24 protein-coding genes are annotated in these 17488 nt (G+C 42.5%); 4 read left to right on the forward strand and 20 right to left on the reverse strand.

Translation table 11 applies throughout. The features are described 5' to 3' along the window. Positions 1–28: 28 nt before the first annotated feature. The 8 genes from A8F94_RS04780 to A8F94_RS04815 form a co-directional block, all read right to left on the reverse strand. Positions 29–784: a class I SAM-dependent DNA methyltransferase gene (locus A8F94_RS04780; RefSeq protein ID WP_066196337.1), complete on the reverse strand. Its 756-nt coding sequence runs from the start codon at positions 782–784 to the stop codon at positions 29–31. Then, on the reverse strand, positions 781–1137 hold the full coding sequence (gene rsfS, locus A8F94_RS04785; protein WP_066196339.1) for a ribosome silencing factor: 357 nt from the start codon (positions 1135–1137) through the stop codon (positions 781–783). The genes A8F94_RS04780 and rsfS overlap by 4 nt, the downstream gene beginning before the upstream one ends. Next, positions 1134–1706, reverse strand: a complete 573-nt coding sequence (gene yqeK, locus A8F94_RS04790; protein WP_066196340.1) for a bis(5'-nucleosyl)-tetraphosphatase (symmetrical) YqeK — start codon at positions 1704–1706, stop codon at positions 1134–1136. Before yqeK ends, rsfS begins: the two co-directional genes overlap by 4 nt. Further along, positions 1696–2265, reverse strand: a complete 570-nt coding sequence (locus tag A8F94_RS04795) for a nicotinate-nucleotide adenylyltransferase (protein ID WP_066196342.1) — start codon at positions 2263–2265, stop codon at positions 1696–1698. The genes yqeK and A8F94_RS04795 overlap by 11 nt, the downstream gene beginning before the upstream one ends. A 24-nt stretch (positions 2266–2289) precedes the next feature. Next, positions 2290–2580: a ribosome assembly RNA-binding protein YhbY gene (gene yhbY, locus A8F94_RS04800; protein ID WP_066196345.1), complete on the reverse strand. Its 291-nt coding sequence runs from the start codon at positions 2578–2580 to the stop codon at positions 2290–2292. Further along, positions 2567–3412: a shikimate dehydrogenase gene (aroE, locus tag A8F94_RS04805; RefSeq protein WP_302621290.1), complete on the reverse strand. Its 846-nt coding sequence runs from the start codon at positions 3410–3412 to the stop codon at positions 2567–2569. The genes yhbY and aroE overlap by 14 nt, the downstream gene beginning before the upstream one ends. A gap of 62 nt (positions 3413–3474) precedes the next feature. After that, on the reverse strand, positions 3475–4581 hold the full coding sequence (gene yqeH, locus A8F94_RS04810; RefSeq protein WP_066196351.1) for a ribosome biogenesis GTPase YqeH: 1107 nt from the start codon (positions 4579–4581) through the stop codon (positions 3475–3477). Further along, positions 4578–5099 (reverse strand): YqeG family HAD IIIA-type phosphatase, encoded by a 522-nt coding sequence (locus A8F94_RS04815; protein WP_066196354.1) that lies wholly within the window; start codon positions 5097–5099, stop codon positions 4578–4580. Before A8F94_RS04815 ends, yqeH begins: the two co-directional genes overlap by 4 nt. Positions 5100–5531: 432 nt before the next feature. Here A8F94_RS04815 and A8F94_RS04820 point away from each other — a divergent pair, with 432 nt between their 5' ends. Next, positions 5532–5672: a sporulation histidine kinase inhibitor Sda gene (locus A8F94_RS04820; protein WP_066196356.1), complete on the forward strand. Its 141-nt coding sequence runs from the start codon at positions 5532–5534 to the stop codon at positions 5670–5672. Positions 5673–5747: 75 nt separating this feature from the next. On the opposite strand, the gene A8F94_RS04825 is transcribed toward A8F94_RS04820, so the two are convergent. Further along, on the reverse strand, positions 5748–6533 hold the full coding sequence (locus tag A8F94_RS04825) for a phosphatidylserine decarboxylase (protein WP_066196359.1): 786 nt from the start codon (positions 6531–6533) through the stop codon (positions 5748–5750). A 181-nt stretch (positions 6534–6714) separates the two neighbouring features. Between A8F94_RS04825 and pssA the strand changes: the two genes are divergently transcribed. Further along, on the forward strand, positions 6715–7254 hold the full coding sequence (gene pssA, locus A8F94_RS04830) for a CDP-diacylglycerol--serine O-phosphatidyltransferase (protein WP_066196361.1): 540 nt from the start codon (positions 6715–6717) through the stop codon (positions 7252–7254). Between the two features lie 72 nt (positions 7255–7326). On the opposite strand, the gene A8F94_RS04835 is transcribed toward pssA, so the two are convergent. The 3 genes from A8F94_RS04835 to sigK form a co-directional block, all read right to left on the reverse strand. Continuing rightward, the gene (locus tag A8F94_RS04835; protein WP_066196363.1) at positions 7327–9123 is read right to left on the reverse strand and encodes a M3 family oligoendopeptidase; all 1797 of its coding nucleotides are present in this window, start codon (positions 9121–9123) and stop codon (positions 7327–7329) included. Between the two features lie 157 nt (positions 9124–9280). Continuing rightward, positions 9281–9436: a sporulation protein YjcZ gene (locus A8F94_RS25325; protein ID WP_139070022.1), complete on the reverse strand. Its 156-nt coding sequence runs from the start codon at positions 9434–9436 to the stop codon at positions 9281–9283. 174 nt (positions 9437–9610) lie between these two features. Next, a complete protein-coding gene (gene sigK / locus A8F94_RS04840; protein ID WP_066196367.1) occupies positions 9611–10336 on the reverse strand; it encodes an RNA polymerase sporulation sigma factor SigK in 726 nt (241 codons plus the stop codon). Between the two features lie 293 nt (positions 10337–10629). On the opposite strand from sigK, the gene A8F94_RS25620 reads away from it, so the two are divergent. Then, positions 10630–10791 carry a hypothetical protein gene (locus A8F94_RS25620; protein WP_175384350.1) on the forward strand — a complete coding sequence of 54 codons (162 nt, stop codon included), beginning with the start codon at positions 10630–10632 and terminating at the stop codon, positions 10789–10791. An 879-nt stretch (positions 10792–11670) separates the two neighbouring features. Here A8F94_RS25620 and A8F94_RS24825 read toward each other — a convergent pair. The 7 genes from A8F94_RS24825 to A8F94_RS04865 form a co-directional block, all read right to left on the reverse strand. Further along, positions 11671–11811, reverse strand: coding sequence for a YrzI family small protein (locus A8F94_RS24825; protein ID WP_077247555.1), 141 nt, complete (start codon positions 11809–11811; stop codon positions 11671–11673). A gap of 18 nt (positions 11812–11829) precedes the next feature. Further along, positions 11830–11970: a YrzI family small protein gene (locus A8F94_RS24830; protein ID WP_077247556.1), complete on the reverse strand. Its 141-nt coding sequence runs from the start codon at positions 11968–11970 to the stop codon at positions 11830–11832. A 433-nt stretch (positions 11971–12403) separates the two neighbouring features. Then, the gene (locus A8F94_RS04845) at positions 12404–12658 is read right to left on the reverse strand and encodes a YrhC family protein (protein WP_254660781.1); all 255 of its coding nucleotides are present in this window, start codon (positions 12656–12658) and stop codon (positions 12404–12406) included. Positions 12659–12836: 178 nt separating this feature from the next. Next, the gene (locus tag A8F94_RS04850) at positions 12837–13970 is read right to left on the reverse strand and encodes a bifunctional cystathionine gamma-lyase/homocysteine desulfhydrase (protein WP_066196372.1); all 1134 of its coding nucleotides are present in this window, start codon (positions 13968–13970) and stop codon (positions 12837–12839) included. Beyond that, positions 13971–14894 carry a PLP-dependent cysteine synthase family protein gene (locus A8F94_RS04855; protein ID WP_066196377.1) on the reverse strand — a complete coding sequence of 308 codons (924 nt, stop codon included), beginning with the start codon at positions 14892–14894 and terminating at the stop codon, positions 13971–13973. Between the two features lie 14 nt (positions 14895–14908). Continuing rightward, positions 14909–15613 (reverse strand): 5'-methylthioadenosine/S-adenosylhomocysteine nucleosidase, encoded by a 705-nt coding sequence (gene mtnN, locus A8F94_RS04860; protein ID WP_066196380.1) that lies wholly within the window; start codon positions 15611–15613, stop codon positions 14909–14911. A 16-nt stretch (positions 15614–15629) separates the two neighbouring features. Beyond that, the gene (locus A8F94_RS04865; protein WP_066196383.1) at positions 15630–16268 is read right to left on the reverse strand and encodes a class I SAM-dependent methyltransferase; all 639 of its coding nucleotides are present in this window, start codon (positions 16266–16268) and stop codon (positions 15630–15632) included. Positions 16269–16487: 219 nt separating this feature from the next. Here A8F94_RS04865 and A8F94_RS04870 point away from each other — a divergent pair, with 219 nt between their 5' ends. Next, positions 16488–16697, forward strand: coding sequence for a DUF2536 family protein (locus tag A8F94_RS04870; RefSeq protein ID WP_066196386.1), 210 nt, complete (start codon positions 16488–16490; stop codon positions 16695–16697). 31 nt (positions 16698–16728) lie between these two features. On the opposite strand, the gene A8F94_RS04875 is transcribed toward A8F94_RS04870, so the two are convergent. Beyond that, a complete protein-coding gene (locus tag A8F94_RS04875) occupies positions 16729–17412 on the reverse strand; it encodes a YrrS family protein (RefSeq protein WP_066196389.1) in 684 nt (227 codons plus the stop codon). Positions 17413–17488 lie beyond the last annotated feature (76 nt).

Here is a 17488-nt window from a genome sequence, read left to right on the forward strand (position 1 = left end):
AGCAAAAATCGCTGATGGAAGTTTCACTTTATTCCAGCGGTTTTTTTGCTATAAAGAATATACGTTCCGACTCGGAGGATGGGGGAGCGAAATCAAAATCGGCTCCAATGTCAAGAACTTCAAAACCTGCCTCCTGAAGCCAGGCAGTATATGTCTCTACGGGAAAAGTCCTTTGTGCATGAACCTCATCAAATCTGTCATATTTTCCGGATTTTTCGTCCAGAACAAAAAAACTGATTTCATGTTCAACACTGTATGGATGTTCACCTTCAAAACTATCCCAAATATAAGCTACCTCATCACCATTCAAAGAAAATGAGTGGTTCAAAAAACCCTGCACAACCTTATGGATCGAATGGACATCAAATACAAGCAATCCACCCGGGACAAGGTGGTCCAAGATGCGCCTAAAGGTGCTGGTTACATCCTCTTCTGAGCTAAGGTAATTTAATGAATCACAGAAAATGCCGCAAAGACCAAATTGGCCAGGCACATCAAGCTCAGACATATCCTGCTCAAAAAATCGGATTCGCACTCTCTCTTCTTCAGCCTTTGAGCTGGCTACTGAAAGCATCTCGGGAGAAAGGTCCACTCCTGTTACAGAAAATCCGTCCTTGGCAAAACGGATTGAAAGTTCTCCAGTCCCGCATCCAAGGTCAAGAAGGGTTCTTTCCTGTTTAGGACCGTAAAACCCAATAGCTTTAATGGCAAACTCCGCCCATCTGGAATAAGGCGCATCTTCCATTAACGCATCATAATAATAGGCAAATCGTCCGTAACTCATGGATTCAGGACGCTTGATAAGTTTTCAAGCGGCGCGTCTCCCCACAGCCGTTCTAGATTGTAGTAGGACCGCTCGTCCCGATGGAATACATGGGCAACAACATCTCCCAAATCAATTAAGACCCATCTCGCTTCGTCATAGCCTTCCATCCTTCGAACACCATAGCCTTGTTCTTCAGCCTTTTCCCTGATTTCACTAGCGATTGCCTGCACTTGTTTATCAGAATTCCCATGGCAGATGATGAAATAGTCTGCGATTAAGGAAATACCCTTCATATTCAGCGCCATTATATCCTCGGCCCTTTTGTCATCCGCGGCCTTCACCGCTACCTGTAAAAGTTCTGGCTTGCTCATCCATCAATCCTCCTGTTTTTGATGAGGTCATTATATGTTAAAAATGTTTCGGGATAAACTGTTTGGTTCCTGTTCATTAAAAAAATAATTGTATTCCGTACAGCTTGAATCAATGCTAAATCAAGATTTTCCTCTGCAATTATGCGTGTCTCTTCCACTCCGGGAAACTTCCTTCCAGGTTCAATGTAATCCGCCAAATAAATAATCTTCTCGAGCAGGCTCATTCCTGGTCTTCCAGACGTATGAAAGCGAATTGCAGCCAATATTTCCTCATCGTGTATCCCTGCTTCTTTTCTTGTCAGGTAGGCCCCGACAGGAGCATGCCACAATTCAGGATTATAATCGAGCAAATCTTGTGGAAATCCATTTTCAGCTATAATCTTTTCCATTTCATTCTTCGGGCGGAATTTTGCATAATCATGAAAAATTGCAGCCAACTCAGCTTTTTTTGTATCAGCATTGTATTTCTTGGCAAGCATAATGGCGGTTTCCATTACGCCGATTGTATGAATATAACGCTGTTCAGTCAAGTGGCCCTTGACGAACGCCAACGCTTGTTCACGGTCCATATAATTGGTTCTCCCTAATATACCGAACCACTTCTTCCGGTACTAAATAGTTTACGGTTTCTCCTTTTCGCAGCCTGCTTCTGACCATGCTTGAGGAAATGTTGATTTCGGGAACATCAACAGACATGATTTCATATTCGGTTTCCATGCTGTAACCCGGCCTTTCCACGCCGATAAAGGTAACCTTTTTAAGCAACTCATCGATTCTGTGCCATTTAGGCAAGTACTCAACCATGTCGGCACCAATGATAAAATAAAATTGGTCTTTTGGATATTCTTTTTTTATGATATCCATTGTATCGGCAGTGTATGAAGGACCGGGTCGCTCAAGCTCAATGGACTGAATCTTAAATAGTCTATTCCCTTTTGTGGCCAGTTGAAGCATTGCAAGCCGGTCCCTATCCTCCGCGCCTGCCGACTTTTCCTTATGGGGCGGCTCCTGGTTCGGCATAAACCAAACTTCATCAAGCCCGGCAGCCATACCCACTTCGTTCGCAATAATCAAGTGGCCAATATGCGGGGGATTAAATGTCCCACCCAATATGCCGATCTTTTTCATTGGCCCTCCTCCTTATTATGCACGTTATGGAAGCTGGATTTGCTTGTTTTCAGCTGATTCTTTATAAAGGACAATCGTATTCCCGATAATCTGGACGAGCTCCCCGCCAGTTCCTTTTACTAGTTGTGCGGCAACGCTCTCCTTGTCTTCCTCACAATTTTGAAGCACACTTACCTTCAGTAACTCTCTTGCCTCGAGCGCGTCGGCAATTTGGGTTACCATATTTTCATTTACCCCGCCTTTGCCCACCTGAAAAATTGGATTCAGATGGTGCGCCTTCGAGCGGAGGAAGCGTTTTTGTTTACCAGTCAGCATTTCTTTTACCTCCCAGCTGGTTTACCAGCAAGTTTCTCATTCTTTCGGTATCCGGGCGAATCCCGGTCCATATATCAAATGCAAGGGCACCTTGATGGATGAACATCCCTAATCCATTGATTGTTAATGCCCCGCTTTTCCTTGCTGTTTCAAGGAACCTCGTCTCCATTGGATTGTAGATAATGTCTGCCACAACCAGCGGAGTTTTTAGATTTTCCAAATGTAAAGGCATTTCCTTATCTTTTGGAAACATGCCTGAAGGCGTCGTCTGAATGACAACGCCGTATTTATTGATTTCCCGCTCAGCCTCTCGCAATGTAAGTGGTGAAGACGGTACATGTGCAGCAATTTCCTCTGCAAGCCTAGTTGCATTTTCCGTACTCCGATTGCAAAAATCAATTCGCTTCGGTTTGGTTTGTGCAATCGCAAAACTGATTGCCCTCGCAGCCCCGCCGGCACCAATCACAAGAACATCTGCTCCCTTTGTTGAAAAACCTTCGTCCTCAAGGCTCTTTAGAAAACCAGTACCGTCCGTATTATATCCAGTTAGCTTTCCACCTTCATTAATGACAGTATTAACAGCACCAATTTCTTTGGCCAGTGGATCAATATAATCCAGTAGCGGAATAATTTCAGACTTAAAAGGCACAGTCACATTAAAGCCGGCTATTCCAAGAGCCCTTATCCCATCCACCGCTTTGGCAAGCTCGCCTTTTTCGATAAGAAATGGCTGGTAATAAGCTTCAATCCCGTAATAGCCAAATAAATCATTGTGCATGATCGGTGATTTTGACTGCGCAATCGGATTTCCAATAACTCCATACAGCTTCAAATCGATTCCCCCAAAAGCAACATTCTTTCTGTCTTGCATGAATAGCCAAAAAGTACAGCGTTCTAAATAAGTGATTTTCTAAGCAGTGTCTGAACACCCTTTGGAACATGCGCAACAACTTTTGCTCCTGGCTCATTGATTGTTACCCAGCCAAGACCTGAAAAAACTATATCCGTTTTCCCATCTTTAATGGTGTATTCCTGTTTTCCTAGTTCAGGGAGCAAGTCCACTTCACTCGAGTCAGGAGGTGTAAGTAATCCTCCAAGATGTTTCTCGTATAAATCATCCGCGTTTTCAGTCTTCGTACGGTGTATTTCCAGTTCATTGGAAAAGTGGCAAACAAGTCCCCTTCTTCCGCCACTAACATAATCGAGCCGCCCCAATCCCCCGAAATAAAGGGTTTGGCCTTCGTTCAGCTGGAAAACCCGAGGCTTTATTTCCTTCTTTGGAGTGATTGTTTTCAAACCCTTTTTTCCAACATAATGAGCCATCTGATGATGATTAATTATGCCTGGAGTGTCAACGAGCGCCTTGCCATCATCAAGGGGAATCTTAATAATGTCAAGCGTTGTCCCTGGAAAATGAGAAGTTGTGATAACATCCTGGCCGCCGGCTACTTCTTTAATAATCCTGTTAATAAACGTGGATTTTCCCACGTTCGTACAACCGACAACATATACGTCCTTCCCCCGCCGGTAAGCATCAATTGCTTCAGCAGCTTCCCTAATGGAATTACCCTTTGCCGCGGAAATCAAGAATATATCCTCTGGATGGAGCCCGAGTTCTTTCGATTGCTGTTTCATCCAATTGATTAGCTTATTGTGTTTGACTGATTTTGGGAGAAGGTCCGCTTTGTTTCCAATCAGCAGAATTTTATTTTTCCCTGCAAACCGGTGCATCCCGGGAATCCAGCTGCCATTAAAGTCGAAAATATCAACGATTTTAACGATCAATGCATCTGTTTCACCAATCCGGTTTAATATTTTGAGGAAATCATCATCTGTCAGGCTGACATCCTGGACTTCATTATAATGCTTTAGCCGGAAGCAGCGCTGGCATATGATTTGTTCTTTTTCTAACGATGATTGCGGAGCATATCCAAGTTCTCCAGGTTCTACCGTCTGGATCCCGACACCGCATCCCATACAAATGTAGCGATCATCACTCACTTTGAATCCTCCCAATTGATCATTCCTCTTTTTCGAAAGAAGCTCAAAATCCTTCGTTCAACTTTACGGTTAAATCTTGTTACTAATCCATCAGTAGAAGCAACTGGGACAACAAGGATTGTATGGAATCCGCCGCGATTTCCGCCGAAGACATCAGTCAGAAGCTGGTCTCCAATTACCACTGCTTCCTCCCGTTTAATTCCCATCCGTGCCAATGCTTTTTTAAAAGCTCGTGTCATCGGCTTCCTTGCCTGAAAAATGAATGGAATACCTAACGGGTCGGAAAATGCCCTTACCCTTTGCTCATTATTATTGGATACAATCGTTACCAATATTTCGTTCTTTCTCATTTCATCGAACCATTCTATAAGCTTTGGAGTCGCGTAGGGGCGATCCCACTCAACAAGTGTATTATCGAGGTCAGTAATGATTCCCTTAATACCCTTTTCTTTAAGCTGCTCAGGAGTAATAGCGAATATATTCTTCACATGTTCATCCGGAAGAAAATGCTTTAACATGATTACACCTCATTTACTTCAAATCATCTTGATTGGCAATGTTTTCATCATAACGAATTTTGCCTCAGGTTTCAAAGGAATTTACTATCGTGTTCATCATTTACTGCAGATATTGACAGATTCGAAAGAAAATCGTTTAAAGTTGCCATTAATCAGCTGAAAAAGGGATATCATTAATAAAAGTTTTCGACAAAATTCAACATTCACTAGCTTGTGAATAAAATTATTAACATTATACCGCTTGTCATTATCACTTTTTTCCCATTTATAAACAATTTAATCACAGGTTATCCACTGGTGTTTGTGGATAATAAGAACGATTGTTCTCACAACACTTTTTTGGTAGATTAGTGGTACAAACATCTTGAACTTACAAGTATATGCTTTTTTCACATAAAACTTGCCTATAAATTTGAGGGGGGAGTGTTACATATGCGGAAATTGTCTGATGAGCTGCTTATTGAATCGTATTACAAGGCAATGGAGCTTAATTTGAGCCCGGATTTTATTCGTTTAATAGAAAAGGAAATACATCGCCGTTCTTTATCACGCCGTATCCGAGTGTCTTCTTGAATTTGCCCTGAGGGGCTTTTTTTATTATTGTAAAAATAGAAAGGCGGCTCCATTATTGAATGGGCCGCCTTTCTTCTATTCGTTTTTGAAAAGGCCAACCCTTTCCCCAACTTTAATATGATGAGGGACATGAAGAGTATCTGACGGCTCAAAACAACCTTTTTCAAAAAGAAGGACTATTGTAGATCCAAAGCTAAAGTAGGCAATTTCCTCACCTTTTTGAAGATGTGAGCCAGTGTGGGTTGTTTCAATTGAATTTACGAACATCGCGCCAACCTTTACAATGGCAACCATCCCGGAATCCGTCTTGACCTCGGAAATCATCCGATAATTTTTTGATAAGGTGCTAACACCATATTTTAGACCCCATTTGTTAACTGGGTAAGATTTTGTACCCAAAGCCCATTGCCTCTTTACCTCCCCTGTCACAGGGCTATGAATCCGGTGGTAATGGCTTGGGCTTAAATAAAAAATCATATATACACCGTTCAAGTACTTTTCAACGGTTTCCCTGTCTCCGAGCATCTCTTCAACAGAATATACTTTCCCCTTTACTTCCATTTCACTCGACTCTTTGATGATGCCAATATCTTCGATAACTGCATCAACCGGGCTGACAACAGAGTCATCCGCCAAATCGATTGGCCGGGAATCCGGCTTGAGTTTCCGGACGAAAAGTTCATGTAAGGTAGGGAAATCCTTAAGCTCGGTTTCCATTTCCTCTGTGTTAAGCCGATAAGCTTTTGCGAAGCGGGACACCACATGCTTGCTGTACCTGGACCTTGCAAACTTTTTTAAAAGCTGGGATGACCACTTCCCATTTGTCAATTCAATCATAAGCCTATAGATGGGCTGAAACAATGTAGTAACCTCCAAAAAGTGTAAATATACTCTTTACGAATCGTCATAAAATGCTTAAAATTAAATAAGATAGGATATGAACCGTTTCTCAAGATTAGCCAGACAAGAACCCGGGGCCCTTGCCTTTGTTTCTTTCATACCGGACTGCGATGCCCAGCCGGAAAGTAAAAGGAGTGAGGAAATGTTTTTATTTGATGTTGTTGTCCCTACGGTTAAAAAACTTAAGACCCAGACAGCAAACGTTCTGACCTTAATTAATTTATCGCTTGGCGGCTTCGCAATTATTTCTACCCTACATGGGAACTTAAGACTGAGCCTTCTGCTGATTTTCATAGCAGCCCTTGCCGACCGCTTCGACGGAATGGTTGCAAGGAAATTCAACATCGAATCAGAACTTGGTAAACAATTGGATTCCATGAGTGATATTATATCATTTGGTGTTGCTCCTGCACTATTATTATATCAAGGTATTTTGTTTGAACTTGGCGCGCCTGGAACTTTTTTCACTGTCTTTTTCATAGCATGCGGCGCATTCCGGCTCGCCCGTTTCAATATTACTGAGGGCAATGGCTATTTTACCGGACTTCCGATTACGGCTGCGGGCTGCCTTGTGACCTTGAGCTATCTAGCCATACCGTACTTGCCGCCGCAAATTTTCATTATAACGATTATGATTCTATCATTTCTTATGGTTTCTACCTTCAGACTTCGAAAAGTTTAACTTATCTAACCATTCATTTTGTGCAAAAACCCCGGCAAGCTAAGTCACTGCCGGGGTTTTTGCTGTTCGGTGTTACTGTTTTGTCAGCTCAAGAAATTCATTTATATCGTCCGTACATAGCTGCAGTGCGTCATACCAGAAATCTGCTTTGGTCAGGTCCGCTCCAAGATGCTTCATCGCCAGGTCTTCAACTGTCATCGAAGCAGTGTCCTTTAAGAGCGCAATGTATTTTTCCTCAAAACCGCTTCCTTCCTTTAAAGCCTGGGCATAGATTCCAAGTGAGAATAGGAATCCAAACGTATATGGGAAGTTATAGAATGGGACACCGGTAATAAAGAAATGAAGCTTTGAAGCCCAGAAAGATGGATGATAGGATTCCAGTGCACCTAGATAAGCCTCTTCCTGCGCTTTTTCCATAAGCTCGTTCAGGCGCGCTGCACTTACGAAGCCAGCTTTCCTTTCTTCATAAAAGCTGGTCTCAAATATAAAGCGGGCATGGATGTTCATAAGCAAAGCAACGGATCGTTGAATCTTATCGTCAAGGAGTGCAAGTCTTTCTTCCTTAGAAGCCGCATTTTTCACTGCAGCATCGGAGACGATCATTTCCGCAAAGGTAGACGCTGTTTCTGCCACATTCATCGCGTAATTCCTGTTTAACAGGTGAAGATTGCGCATCGCATACGTATGGAAGCCATGTCCCAGTTCGTGGGCAAGTGTTGAAATGTTGGACGGTGTGCCTGAATAGGTCATGAAAATCCGTGATTGCATAGCCTCCGGAAAGTATGTATGGAAGCCGCCTGGAGCTTTACCCGGCCGGTCTTCAGCTTCAATCCAATTATTTTCAAAAGCATGTCTGCTAAATGACGTCATCTCTTCCCCAAACTTGGCAAACTGTTCAAGGATGAATTCGGCTCCTTCCTGGTATGAAACTTTTGTTTCAGTCGTTCCCAATGGGGCATCCAAATCGTACCAGCTTATCCTTTCCACACCCATAAGTTCAGCCCGGCGCTCCAAATAGTCCTTAAGCGGCTGCTTTGTTTCGGCGATTGCTCCCCACATTGCATCAAGAGTTTCCTTTTTCATTCTGTTTATATCAAGCGGTTCCTTCAGGAAATCGTCCCAACCTCTCAATTTATAGACGTTTAGCCTAAAACCGGCAAGATGATTCAGGATTTTAGCAAAATAATCAGCATTTGCTGACCATGCGGCTTCCCACTCCTTAAATACTGCCTTTCGCACTTCCCGATCAGGATTGGAAAACTGGTTGGCTGCCTGTCCAACTGAAAGAAGCTTTTCCTCGCCATCCTGGATAAACGGGATTTTGGTTTTACCGACTACCATGTCATACATCTGGCTCCATGCGTGATAGCCATCGACTCCAAGTGCATTGACGACCGCTTCTTCTTCTTTTGACAGTTTCTCGGCAGCCCTTGTCCGCCGTTCGGTCAATACAAAGGCCAATTCCTTAAGCCTTTCATCCTTCATTAAGTTCTCCCAATCCTCTTCAGCAATATCTGCCAATTTCCCATCAAAAGCACCAAGTGCTGTTTGGAAGGATGCACTTAAACCTGTTACCTTTGCCTGAAGTTCATATGCTTTTTTATCTTCGGTATTTTGGGCTTTTAAACAACTGATGAATGCACCAGCCTGCCGAATTTTCTTTGAAGCTTCCTCAAATAAGGTAATGAATGATGCAAGTACCGGGGCGTCTTTTTCAACCTCTGAAAGTTGCCAGTTACTCACCTGGCTATGAAATTGATTGATCGCACCTTCTGTTTCTGTTAAATGCAGTTCAAATTCCTTTGAGCCGCTTCCGCCTGGAAAAAATACATCCAAGTCCCAAACGTCTGAATATATTGTTGCTGCCAAACTATTTCCCCCTGTTCTATCATTCAGGTAAGACCCGATAAAGTATGTACCTTTTAATTATAGATAAGTAATTAGAAGATTTCCATAAATCAGCAAAACACTTCTTTAACGGTGGAAGAAAAATTGAAAGGGCCTCCAATTAGGATGGCCCATTGTTTCATCTGTAATAGCAGTTAAAAAACCACCAGCCCCCGAATAACAGAATGATAATAAACAGGATAATCAGGAGCGCATACCAAAAGCCAAAGCCGCCAGCACCTGCCCCATATGAATAGCCATAGCTATACGGGCCCGGATAAGGATAACCGTACATGTTTTCACCCCTTTCCCTTACTACAGGGTATGTACCTATCTCAAAGGTGCATGGGCGAATAAAAAAATAATTATGCATAAATTTGATTCTCTAGAAAATTCATTTTATAGCACTTTATCAACGTTTGGGGAGTCGGCTATATTATAAATGGACAGGAAAAGAGCAGCTGCCTAGTCAGCTGCTCTTTCCCTTTTTTCGTTTCTCCTTTTCCGCGCGATAAAATTCATGGAACATTTTCATTAAGGCTCTTTTTTCAATCCTTGATACATAGCTTCTTGAAATCCCCAGCTCCTTTGCTATTTCCCGCTGTGTCTTTTCTTTTTGGAGGTCAAGCCCAAACCTGCCAACGATCACTTCTTTTTCCCGGGCATCCAGCACCCCGATATACTTCTTGATTTTTTCAAGTTCCATATTTAATTGGATTGTATCAATAACATCCTCGGATTCAGATTTAAGAACATCAATCAGGGAAATTTCATTGCCTTCCTTATCCTGGCCAATGGGATCATGAAGAGAAACATCCTTTTTTGTCTTTTTAAGAGCTCTTAAATGCATGAGTATTTCATTTTCTATGCAACGTGCTGCATAGGTAGCGAGCTTCGTACCCTTTCCATCCGAATAACTTTCAATCGCCTTAATGAGGCCAATTGTACCAATGCTGATTAAATCTTCCGCATCCTCCCCGGTATTTTCAAATTTCTTTACAATGTGGGCGACAAGCCGGAGGTTGTGTTCAATAAGAAGATTACGGGCATTTGCATCGCCCGCAGCCATGAGCTTGAGGTACTTTTTTTCATCTGCGGATGACAAGGGCTGAGGAAAAGCATTATTTTTAACATAAGAAACAAGAAAGAGGATTTCTTTTACCATGTAACCAAGTGCGGCCAATATACTGGACATACATTTTACCCCCGCTTTCTGTTCAGCATGTGTTATAACTAATCTCTATGTATAAAAAGAAACGTTCGTGTCTGTCCTATATAAATTTCCGTTATTTGCTAAAAGGGATAAAAGTTGGAGGGGAGAGCGAATTTGCACAAAATTGTAAACGCGAAGGTCACCTAGCCAGGTTAGTAGGGACTTTGTCAGGAAATTCTCCATAGAGAATACATGGGAATGCATCGTTTCGGACTAATAGACTTTCAGGCAGACGAGGGGTAAAATAGGAGAAAAAGAAGCGTAAGGGGATTTCAATGCCAGAAAAAGTTGTGTTGGTGCTTGTTCTTTTTATGGTTGTCCTTGCCCTCGCTGCCCAAATCATCTTCGGTGATTTATCCACAAAGACTGGTTTGGCTGGGGCAGGAGCCATTTTACTAATCGTCCTTCTTTGGTTTAAACCAAACAGAAGGAGTTAAAAGTTTCTCCATAAGGCTGTTTTCTAAAAGAATGTTGCTTTTTGTAATAGTTGATTTGCGCTCCAGGCTGCTCGCTTTCCGCGGGGCGTGCGGTGAGCCTCCTCGACGCTAAAGCGTCTGTGGGGTCTCACCTGTCCCGCTTGTCCCGCAGGAGTCTCGCACCTTCCGCTCCAATCAACTAGATATCATACTATGGTTTTTCTAATATCAACAAAGTTTGCGAAAACAGCCTTCCATAAACAAGAAAAAGCATCAGCCCCAAATGGGTTGATGCTTTTCAAGTTAATCTTCTACGCTCACTTCAGCTGCAATTACGCAGCCAATAACACCCGTAACAATTAACGCCATAACCATTAAGAACATTTCCAGCACCCCTTGTACTTAACATTCTAATAATTATTATAGTATAAATGGTGCCGACCATTCAATAAGGATACATATGACTGGAATGGACTATTTTGTTCGCTTCACTTAAAGAGAATCTTCAAACAGTAGCGACTTTCCACTGATTGTTAGTCCCGTTCTACTGCAGCTAACTCGCCAAATTACGGCGACCAAGCGGCACTACGAACCCGATTGGTTCAACTATGCCGCTGAAAAGCACAGTGGCAAGTTTCACTGTATCTCACCAACCAGGCATTTACGGGCAGTTATTCCTGACTTATCTTTTTTCCTTATACTTTTTAGTCTCGATATGGGGAATCTTACTGCCCGTTAATGCGGGGAAAAACGTTAACAAGAAACAATGCAAAGGCATGCTGCCCCTCCCTTCCGAGGCTGATTATGTCGTATCTTTCTTAATACAAAGGCAACCTCTACTATTCTGAATCAATAACCACATGTGAATCTCCACCTTTCATTATTTTTAAAAAATAAACATTAAAATGGCCTGTAATAATTGAACCTCAGGTTTTTATCCTTTTCAGTAATTTGCCTGGTTTGCACCAATGAAATTAATTCTTCCGGGTTATATTCCCTGAGCTTGATTGTAATTGTCAAAAAGAAAATATGAAGAGTCATTGCTTTCACCACCTTTAATTAAAACGGGCGGTACATTGAAAATTGACGATCTTTGTTTTCCTCGGTAATTTTCGATATCTGCTCCCGTTTAATGATTTCTTCTGGGTCCATTTGGCGTCGTTTGATCGTAACCGTAATAAAGAAAATATTCAGTGTCATTACTTATCACCTCCTTAAAAAAATCGATATCCTTCATTAGGCACAAAAAGGCCGCAAGAAGGTATCTCCTGCGGCTTACCACAGCCACTCAAGGCTCCATTAAGGAACCATGACAGCTGTTGGCTTATTAAGGCATAAAAAAGCCGCAGGCATAGTTCTCCTGCGGCTTAGACATGGCAATTGTAACTTAAAAATTTTTAAGCAATCCATTCCCCGAAGGCAGAACATGTATTAAGTTTGTATTGATTTTTTAACCATGCATAATTGATGAACATGATAATGCCTCCTTTCAGGAATTTTTAACTAACTACGGTAATTATATCCACCTATCAGAGGTTTGTAAACCCCTATTTAGTAAAAAATTCTTTTATTACCTTTTTATGGACGAGTTTTGAATACAAAAAAAACGTCCTTATGGACGTTTGTATCGTATCTATATAAAGTAGTCTTCTCCATCTTCATGCTCCATCAGCATATTCCTGTATTCCTTGGATTTAAGAAAGAATAGAATGGAAGCCGCAAGAAAAACAAGGGCAGCCACTGACATACCAGCGACATCAAATTCACTCAAAACTCGCTCAGTAGGCAGGATTGTGCCTAGATAGAAGAATGATCCGACAGCTAATAGAACAATTCCAAACCATTTAGTGTCATTCATCTTTTCAAAAAGGTCTCTTGCCTTATTCATCATTCTCACCTGCTTTTCTAGTATGCTACTAAACTAATTTAGCATATTTTATTAGGTTTTGAACGATGTAATTATTAACATTATGGGAACATTGTTTACCTGTTAGCTTCTTTTACCAAAGTAAGCGGAAACAAAGTCCTGTAAAATAAAGCGCCGGAGGAATCCGGCGCCATCACTTCTATTCTAATGCATTTTTTAAATCCTCGATTAAGTCTTCCGCATCTTCAATTCCAACTGAAATCCTGACAAGCCCGTCGGTAATCCCAAGCTCAGCTCTGCGCTCCGCAGGAATTGAAGCATGTGTCATCCGGGCTGGCACAGAGATTAGGCTTTCTACTGCACCAAGGCTTTCCGCAAGCGTAAAGTAACGGACTTTGCCCAAGACTTGATCAGCTTTTTCGGCGCTGCCGACATCAAAGGAAACCATCCCTCCGAATCCACGTGCCTGCTTTTTGGCAAGTTCATGGTTCGGGTGGTTTTCAAGCCCTGGGTAGAAAACCTTTTTAACTCCAGGATGGCTAATCAGGAAATCGACGATTGCTTTTGTATTAGCTTCCATTTCTTCCATACGGAGTCCCAGCGTTTTAATTCCCCTGATTAGCAGCCAGGAGTCCTGCGGCCCAAGGACGCCTCCGGTTGAGTTTTGGACAAAATGCAGATCTTCAGCCAGCTTCTGGCTATTCACAACTGCAAGTCCTGCTATTACATCACTATGCCCGCCGAGGTATTTTGAAGCGCTATGCACGACAATGTCTGCACCTAACTCAATTGGGTTCTGCCAATATGGTGTCGAAAATGTGTTATCGACAATTGTTAAAAGGCCATTCTCTTTCGCCAATTTAGCCACGCCCTCAATATCAGTGATTTTAAGAAGCGGATTGGTTGGTGTTTCAAGGAAAATCGCCCTTGTATTTGGCTTGATTTCTCCTTTAATGTTTTCGAGGTTGCTTGTATCAACAAATGTAGAATCGATTCCGACACGATTCAGCACCTTTGTCATTACACGGAAAGAACCGCCATAAACATCATCAGTCATAATGACGTGGTCTCCAGAGTTAAACAGCATCATAACGGCAGTCATGGCAGCCATCCCAGAACCAAATGCGAACCCTGCATGTCCGCCTTCAATATCCTTGATCAATTCTTCAAGTGCATGCCTGGTCGGATTTCCAGTCCTGGAATATTCAAAGCCCTTATGGCCTCCTACCCCTTCTTGGGAGTATGTGGTAACCTGGTAAATTGGAATAGATACGGCTCCTGTATGAGGATCGTTTGGTATCCCGCCATGTATAAGTCTTGTTTTTCTTTTCATTTATATCCCGCCTTCATATATCTTTTTGCTTAAATATCGTTCGCTTCCATCAGGAAAAATAACAACGATATTTGTACCCGGTGAAGCATTTTCCGCCTCAAGAAGTGCGGCATGCATGGCCGCCCCTGAAGAGCTTCCAACCAATAGGCCTTCTTGTGCAGCAAGCTCCTTGACCAGCCGGAACGCATCCGTATCCAATACCGTATGAATGGCATCGAAATAACTTCGATCCATATAGTCGGGAAGGAACTCCATTCCGATCCCTTCCGTTTTATGGGGGCCGGATTTGCCTCCGTTCAGGATGGATCCTTCGGGCTCGACAATGACGGTTTTTACATTTTTATTTTGATCCTTTAAGTATCTGGCCGTCCCCATGAATGTACCGCCCGTACCTGCGCCTGCAACAAACATATCAATTTGTCCATCCATTTGTTCCCAAAGCTCTGGTCCAAGAGTTTTATAATATGTTTCAGGATTTGCAGGATTTCCAAACTGCTGGGGGCAATAAGAGCCAGGAATTTCATTCAATAGCTCGTTAGCCTTCCTAATGGCACCCTTCATTCCTTCTTCAGTTGGTGTATTGACGACCCTTGCACCAAGCGCCCTCATCAAATCTTGTTTTTCGAGACTGAATTTTTCAGGAACACAAAAAATAACATTCACGTCTTTTTTGATCGCAGCCAACGCAAGACCGATCCCGGTGTTTCCTGCAGTCGGCTCAATGATCGTTCCTCCTGCATGAAGCTTGCCGCTATCCAGTGCCTCTCTTAGTAGTTCCACTCCGAGCCTATCCTTGACACTGCCTCCTGGGTTAAGAAATTCAAGCTTGGCAAAAATTCTTACTCGCCCCGGCTGTTCAAATGTTTTAAGCTCCACAATTGGTGTATTGCCAATCAATTCATGGACACTTCCGTAAACTTTCATAATAAGCCTCCGATCTAACGGCCGTCTTTTAAAGCTGAAACCATCTTCATTACAAGCGTTGCTGAATTTTGGCCAGCTTTGTCAAGGAATTGATCAAACGAAACACTGGAATCCTTGCCGGCAATATCCGAAAGTGATCGGATTATCACAAAAGGTACCTTGAACTGATGGGCAACCTGGGCTATTGCGGCCGCTTCCATTTCAACAGCCTGTACTCCAGGAAAATTCTTTCGGACAGCCTCTACCCTTTCAGCATTGTCCATAAACGAATCACCAGTTGTAATCAAGCCTTTGACAATCTGAATATCTTCAATTTCAGAAGCCGCAGCTTCGGCAACCGCAACCAGTCTATCATCCGCCGTGAATGCTGCGGGCAGCTGTGGAACTTGTCCATATTCATAACCAAATGCCGTAACATCAACATCATGGTGGCGTATTTCTGTTGAAATGACAGCATCGCCCACATTCAGTTCCGGATTCAAGCCGCCCGCCGAGCCTGTATTAATGACGGAGTCAGGCTTGAATTTTTCCAGCAGGATTGTTGTAGACATGGCAGCATTCACTTTCCCAATCCCGGAGCGAAGCAAAACAACCTCCGCTCCGTGCATAGTACCCATTGTGAATTCACAACCCGCAATCGTTTCCTGTTTCTGATTTTCAATATTGTCTCGCAATAAAACGACTTCTTCTTCCATTGCTCCAATTATGGCAATTTTCATGGATAAACCTCGCTTATTATTTTTTTACACCTTCCATCAGCCAAACAAACTCATTGCAGCGGGAAAAGTGTGTACTGAATCCGTTATCCTTCAGTATTTTCTCCAATACTGGAATCGTTGTGTAATACTCGCGCTGCAAATCTTCTGCAAGATTTTGATACCCTTTTTCCTTTGCATCTGCTATCGCGGCTTCGTAGGCTTCTATTGATTCATACATGGTGTCAGCAAATACTATTTTACCACCAACGGGTAATATCTTTCCATAAAGGGCTATTGCCGTTGCTTTTTCATCATCTGTGAGATGATGAAAGGCATACGTACTAACCAATGTATCAGGATTTTCGAGACCTTCAAAATGCAAAAAGTCCCCATCCAGTATTTCCGCTTGTCCAGTCAGCTTTTCCATGGCAATTTTCCTCATCGCCGGAGAGGGTTCGATCCCAGTCACTTTTAAGCCTTTTGCAAGGATTTTTTTGGTAAGATTTCCGGTTCCAATTCCAAATTCAGCAACATGACCTACTGATCTAGATGCAACTGCCTCGAGAATGTTCTCATAATGCCTGAATACGTCTTTATATTCTTTGTCATGACCGTCAACTGTTTTATCATACGTATCCGCCCAAACTTCAAATAAATCGAGAAACTCCCTGCCCATCTATTATCACTCTCCGGAATTTTTTAATCTTATAAAAACCTATAGATATACTATGAATTAGATGTAACTATGTTCCAATTTATCACAACTATTGCTATCCTTCAACAGTCGGATTGCAAAAAATAAACTGTTCTGGTTACAATGAAGTGAACTTCAATTAGTGGGGTTCTACAGCCCGTTAATGCGGGATGGAGACGAGAAATCTATGGGAGGATTAGAATGAACCTGCATTTTGACTTACTTGAAGATAAAATTGAATTTTTTGAGGCAACTGACATAAAGACATTGGAAAAGAAGATTGCTTCGCAAATCGAAGTGAACATAGCAATCATGCTTCATGTCCATTCGGTTAATTACCAGATGCATGTAAATGAAAACGGCCAGACGTATTTCACGGCAGCTGTCCATTTCAAACTGAAAAAACAATAAAAAAAGCGGGACTGGCAATTGCCAGCACCCGCTATGACTTCTTATCGTTTTCAATTAATTCTTCAATCTTTACCGGCTTGTATCCCTCGCCATCTACCCATTGGATATAAACCCGATAGGCCTGGTCGTTTCCTTTGGCACTTACTGTCCCAATTGCACCACCCTCGGTGGCCCTGTCTCGCTGTAGCCACCATACCGTCATCGAATTTTTATCAGTTTCAATGGCATATGACAGTGCATCCAGCATTTCCTGCCAGTCTTGAGAACTTTGATCCGTTACGACCTTATGTTCACCTGTTTGCTGGGTCCCTACAGGTTTCCAAGCCGGATTTTCAATTGTCCTTCTTACATTTTGATCACTTCCGCCTTCGGTCACAACAGGTTCAGCTGCTTCTGACTCGTCTGTTTCGTTCTCGTCAGCTTCCTGCTCATCGGCTTCTTGTTCATTTTCGTCCTGTTCCTTGGAAGCTTCTTCAGAAACATCTCCACCTGCAGAATTGTCTTTCTGCTGGTTATTACCGGAGCCCCCAGCGGCACTGGTTTCCGGATTATCTGCAGGCTTAGGAGCTGCATCATTTCCACCTGCGAAGATTGAGTACCCAACAGCTAAAATAAGAAGAATAACAATAATAATTAAGCTATTTAAGATTAGATTGGTCTTTTTTCTTTTTGCCCGGTAGCGCGAACGCGTCCCTTCCGTGTAATCCTGATTCATTATTGACAAAGCCTCCCTACAAAAAAGGTTGTCACTATTTTACCATGACTGTTATTGAAGTTAAAAGGAAAATGCC

Origin of the sequence: Bacillus sp. FJAT-27225 (assembly GCF_001685025.1) — a bacterium.
GTDB lineage: Bacteria > Bacillota > Bacilli > Bacillales > Cytobacillaceae > Bacillus_D.

Coding starts and splice junctions, on each gene's coding strand:
- A8F94_RS04780 (WP_066196337.1), bottom strand. CDS start 784: ATGAGTTACGGACGATTTGCCTATTATTATGATGCGTTAATGGAAGAT.
- rsfS (WP_066196339.1), bottom strand. CDS start 1,137: ATGAGCAAGCCAGAACTTTTACAGGTAGCGGTGAAGGCCGCGGATGAC.
- yqeK (WP_066196340.1), bottom strand. CDS start 1,706: ATGGACCGTGAACAAGCGTTGGCGTTCGTCAAGGGCCACTTGACTGAA.
- A8F94_RS04795 (WP_066196342.1), bottom strand. CDS start 2,265: ATGAAAAAGATCGGCATATTGGGTGGGACATTTAATCCCCCGCATATT.
- yhbY (WP_066196345.1), bottom strand. CDS start 2,580: ATGCTGACTGGTAAACAAAAACGCTTCCTCCGCTCGAAGGCGCACCAT.
- A8F94_RS04815 (WP_066196354.1), bottom strand. CDS start 5,099: ATGTTAAAGCATTTTCTTCCGGATGAACATGTGAAGAATATATTCGCT.
- A8F94_RS04820 (WP_066196356.1), top strand. CDS start 5,532: ATGCGGAAATTGTCTGATGAGCTGCTTATTGAATCGTATTACAAGGCA.
- pssA (WP_066196361.1), top strand. CDS start 6,715: ATGTTTTTATTTGATGTTGTTGTCCCTACGGTTAAAAAACTTAAGACC.
- A8F94_RS25325 (WP_139070022.1), bottom strand. CDS start 9,436: ATGTACGGTTATCCTTATCCGGGCCCGTATAGCTATGGCTATTCATAT.
- sigK (WP_066196367.1), bottom strand. CDS start 10,336: ATGTCCAGTATATTGGCCGCACTTGGTTACATGGTAAAAGAAATCCTC.
- A8F94_RS25620 (WP_175384350.1), top strand. CDS start 10,630: ATGCCAGAAAAAGTTGTGTTGGTGCTTGTTCTTTTTATGGTTGTCCTT.
- A8F94_RS24825 (WP_077247555.1), bottom strand. CDS start 11,811: ATGACTCTTCATATTTTCTTTTTGACAATTACAATCAAGCTCAGGGAA.
- A8F94_RS24830 (WP_077247556.1), bottom strand. CDS start 11,970: ATGACACTGAATATTTTCTTTATTACGGTTACGATCAAACGACGCCAA.
- A8F94_RS04845 (WP_254660781.1), bottom strand. CDS start 12,658: ATGAATAAGGCAAGAGACCTTTTTGAAAAGATGAATGACACTAAATGG.
- A8F94_RS04850 (WP_066196372.1), bottom strand. CDS start 13,970: ATGAAAAGAAAAACAAGACTTATACATGGCGGGATACCAAACGATCCT.
- A8F94_RS04855 (WP_066196377.1), bottom strand. CDS start 14,894: ATGAAAGTTTACGGAAGTGTCCATGAATTGATTGGCAATACACCAATT.
- mtnN (WP_066196380.1), bottom strand. CDS start 15,613: ATGAAAATTGCCATAATTGGAGCAATGGAAGAAGAAGTCGTTTTATTG.
- A8F94_RS04865 (WP_066196383.1), bottom strand. CDS start 16,268: ATGGGCAGGGAGTTTCTCGATTTATTTGAAGTTTGGGCGGATACGTAT.
- A8F94_RS04870 (WP_066196386.1), top strand. CDS start 16,488: ATGAACCTGCATTTTGACTTACTTGAAGATAAAATTGAATTTTTTGAG.
- A8F94_RS04875 (WP_066196389.1), bottom strand. CDS start 17,412: ATGAATCAGGATTACACGGAAGGGACGCGTTCGCGCTACCGGGCAAAA.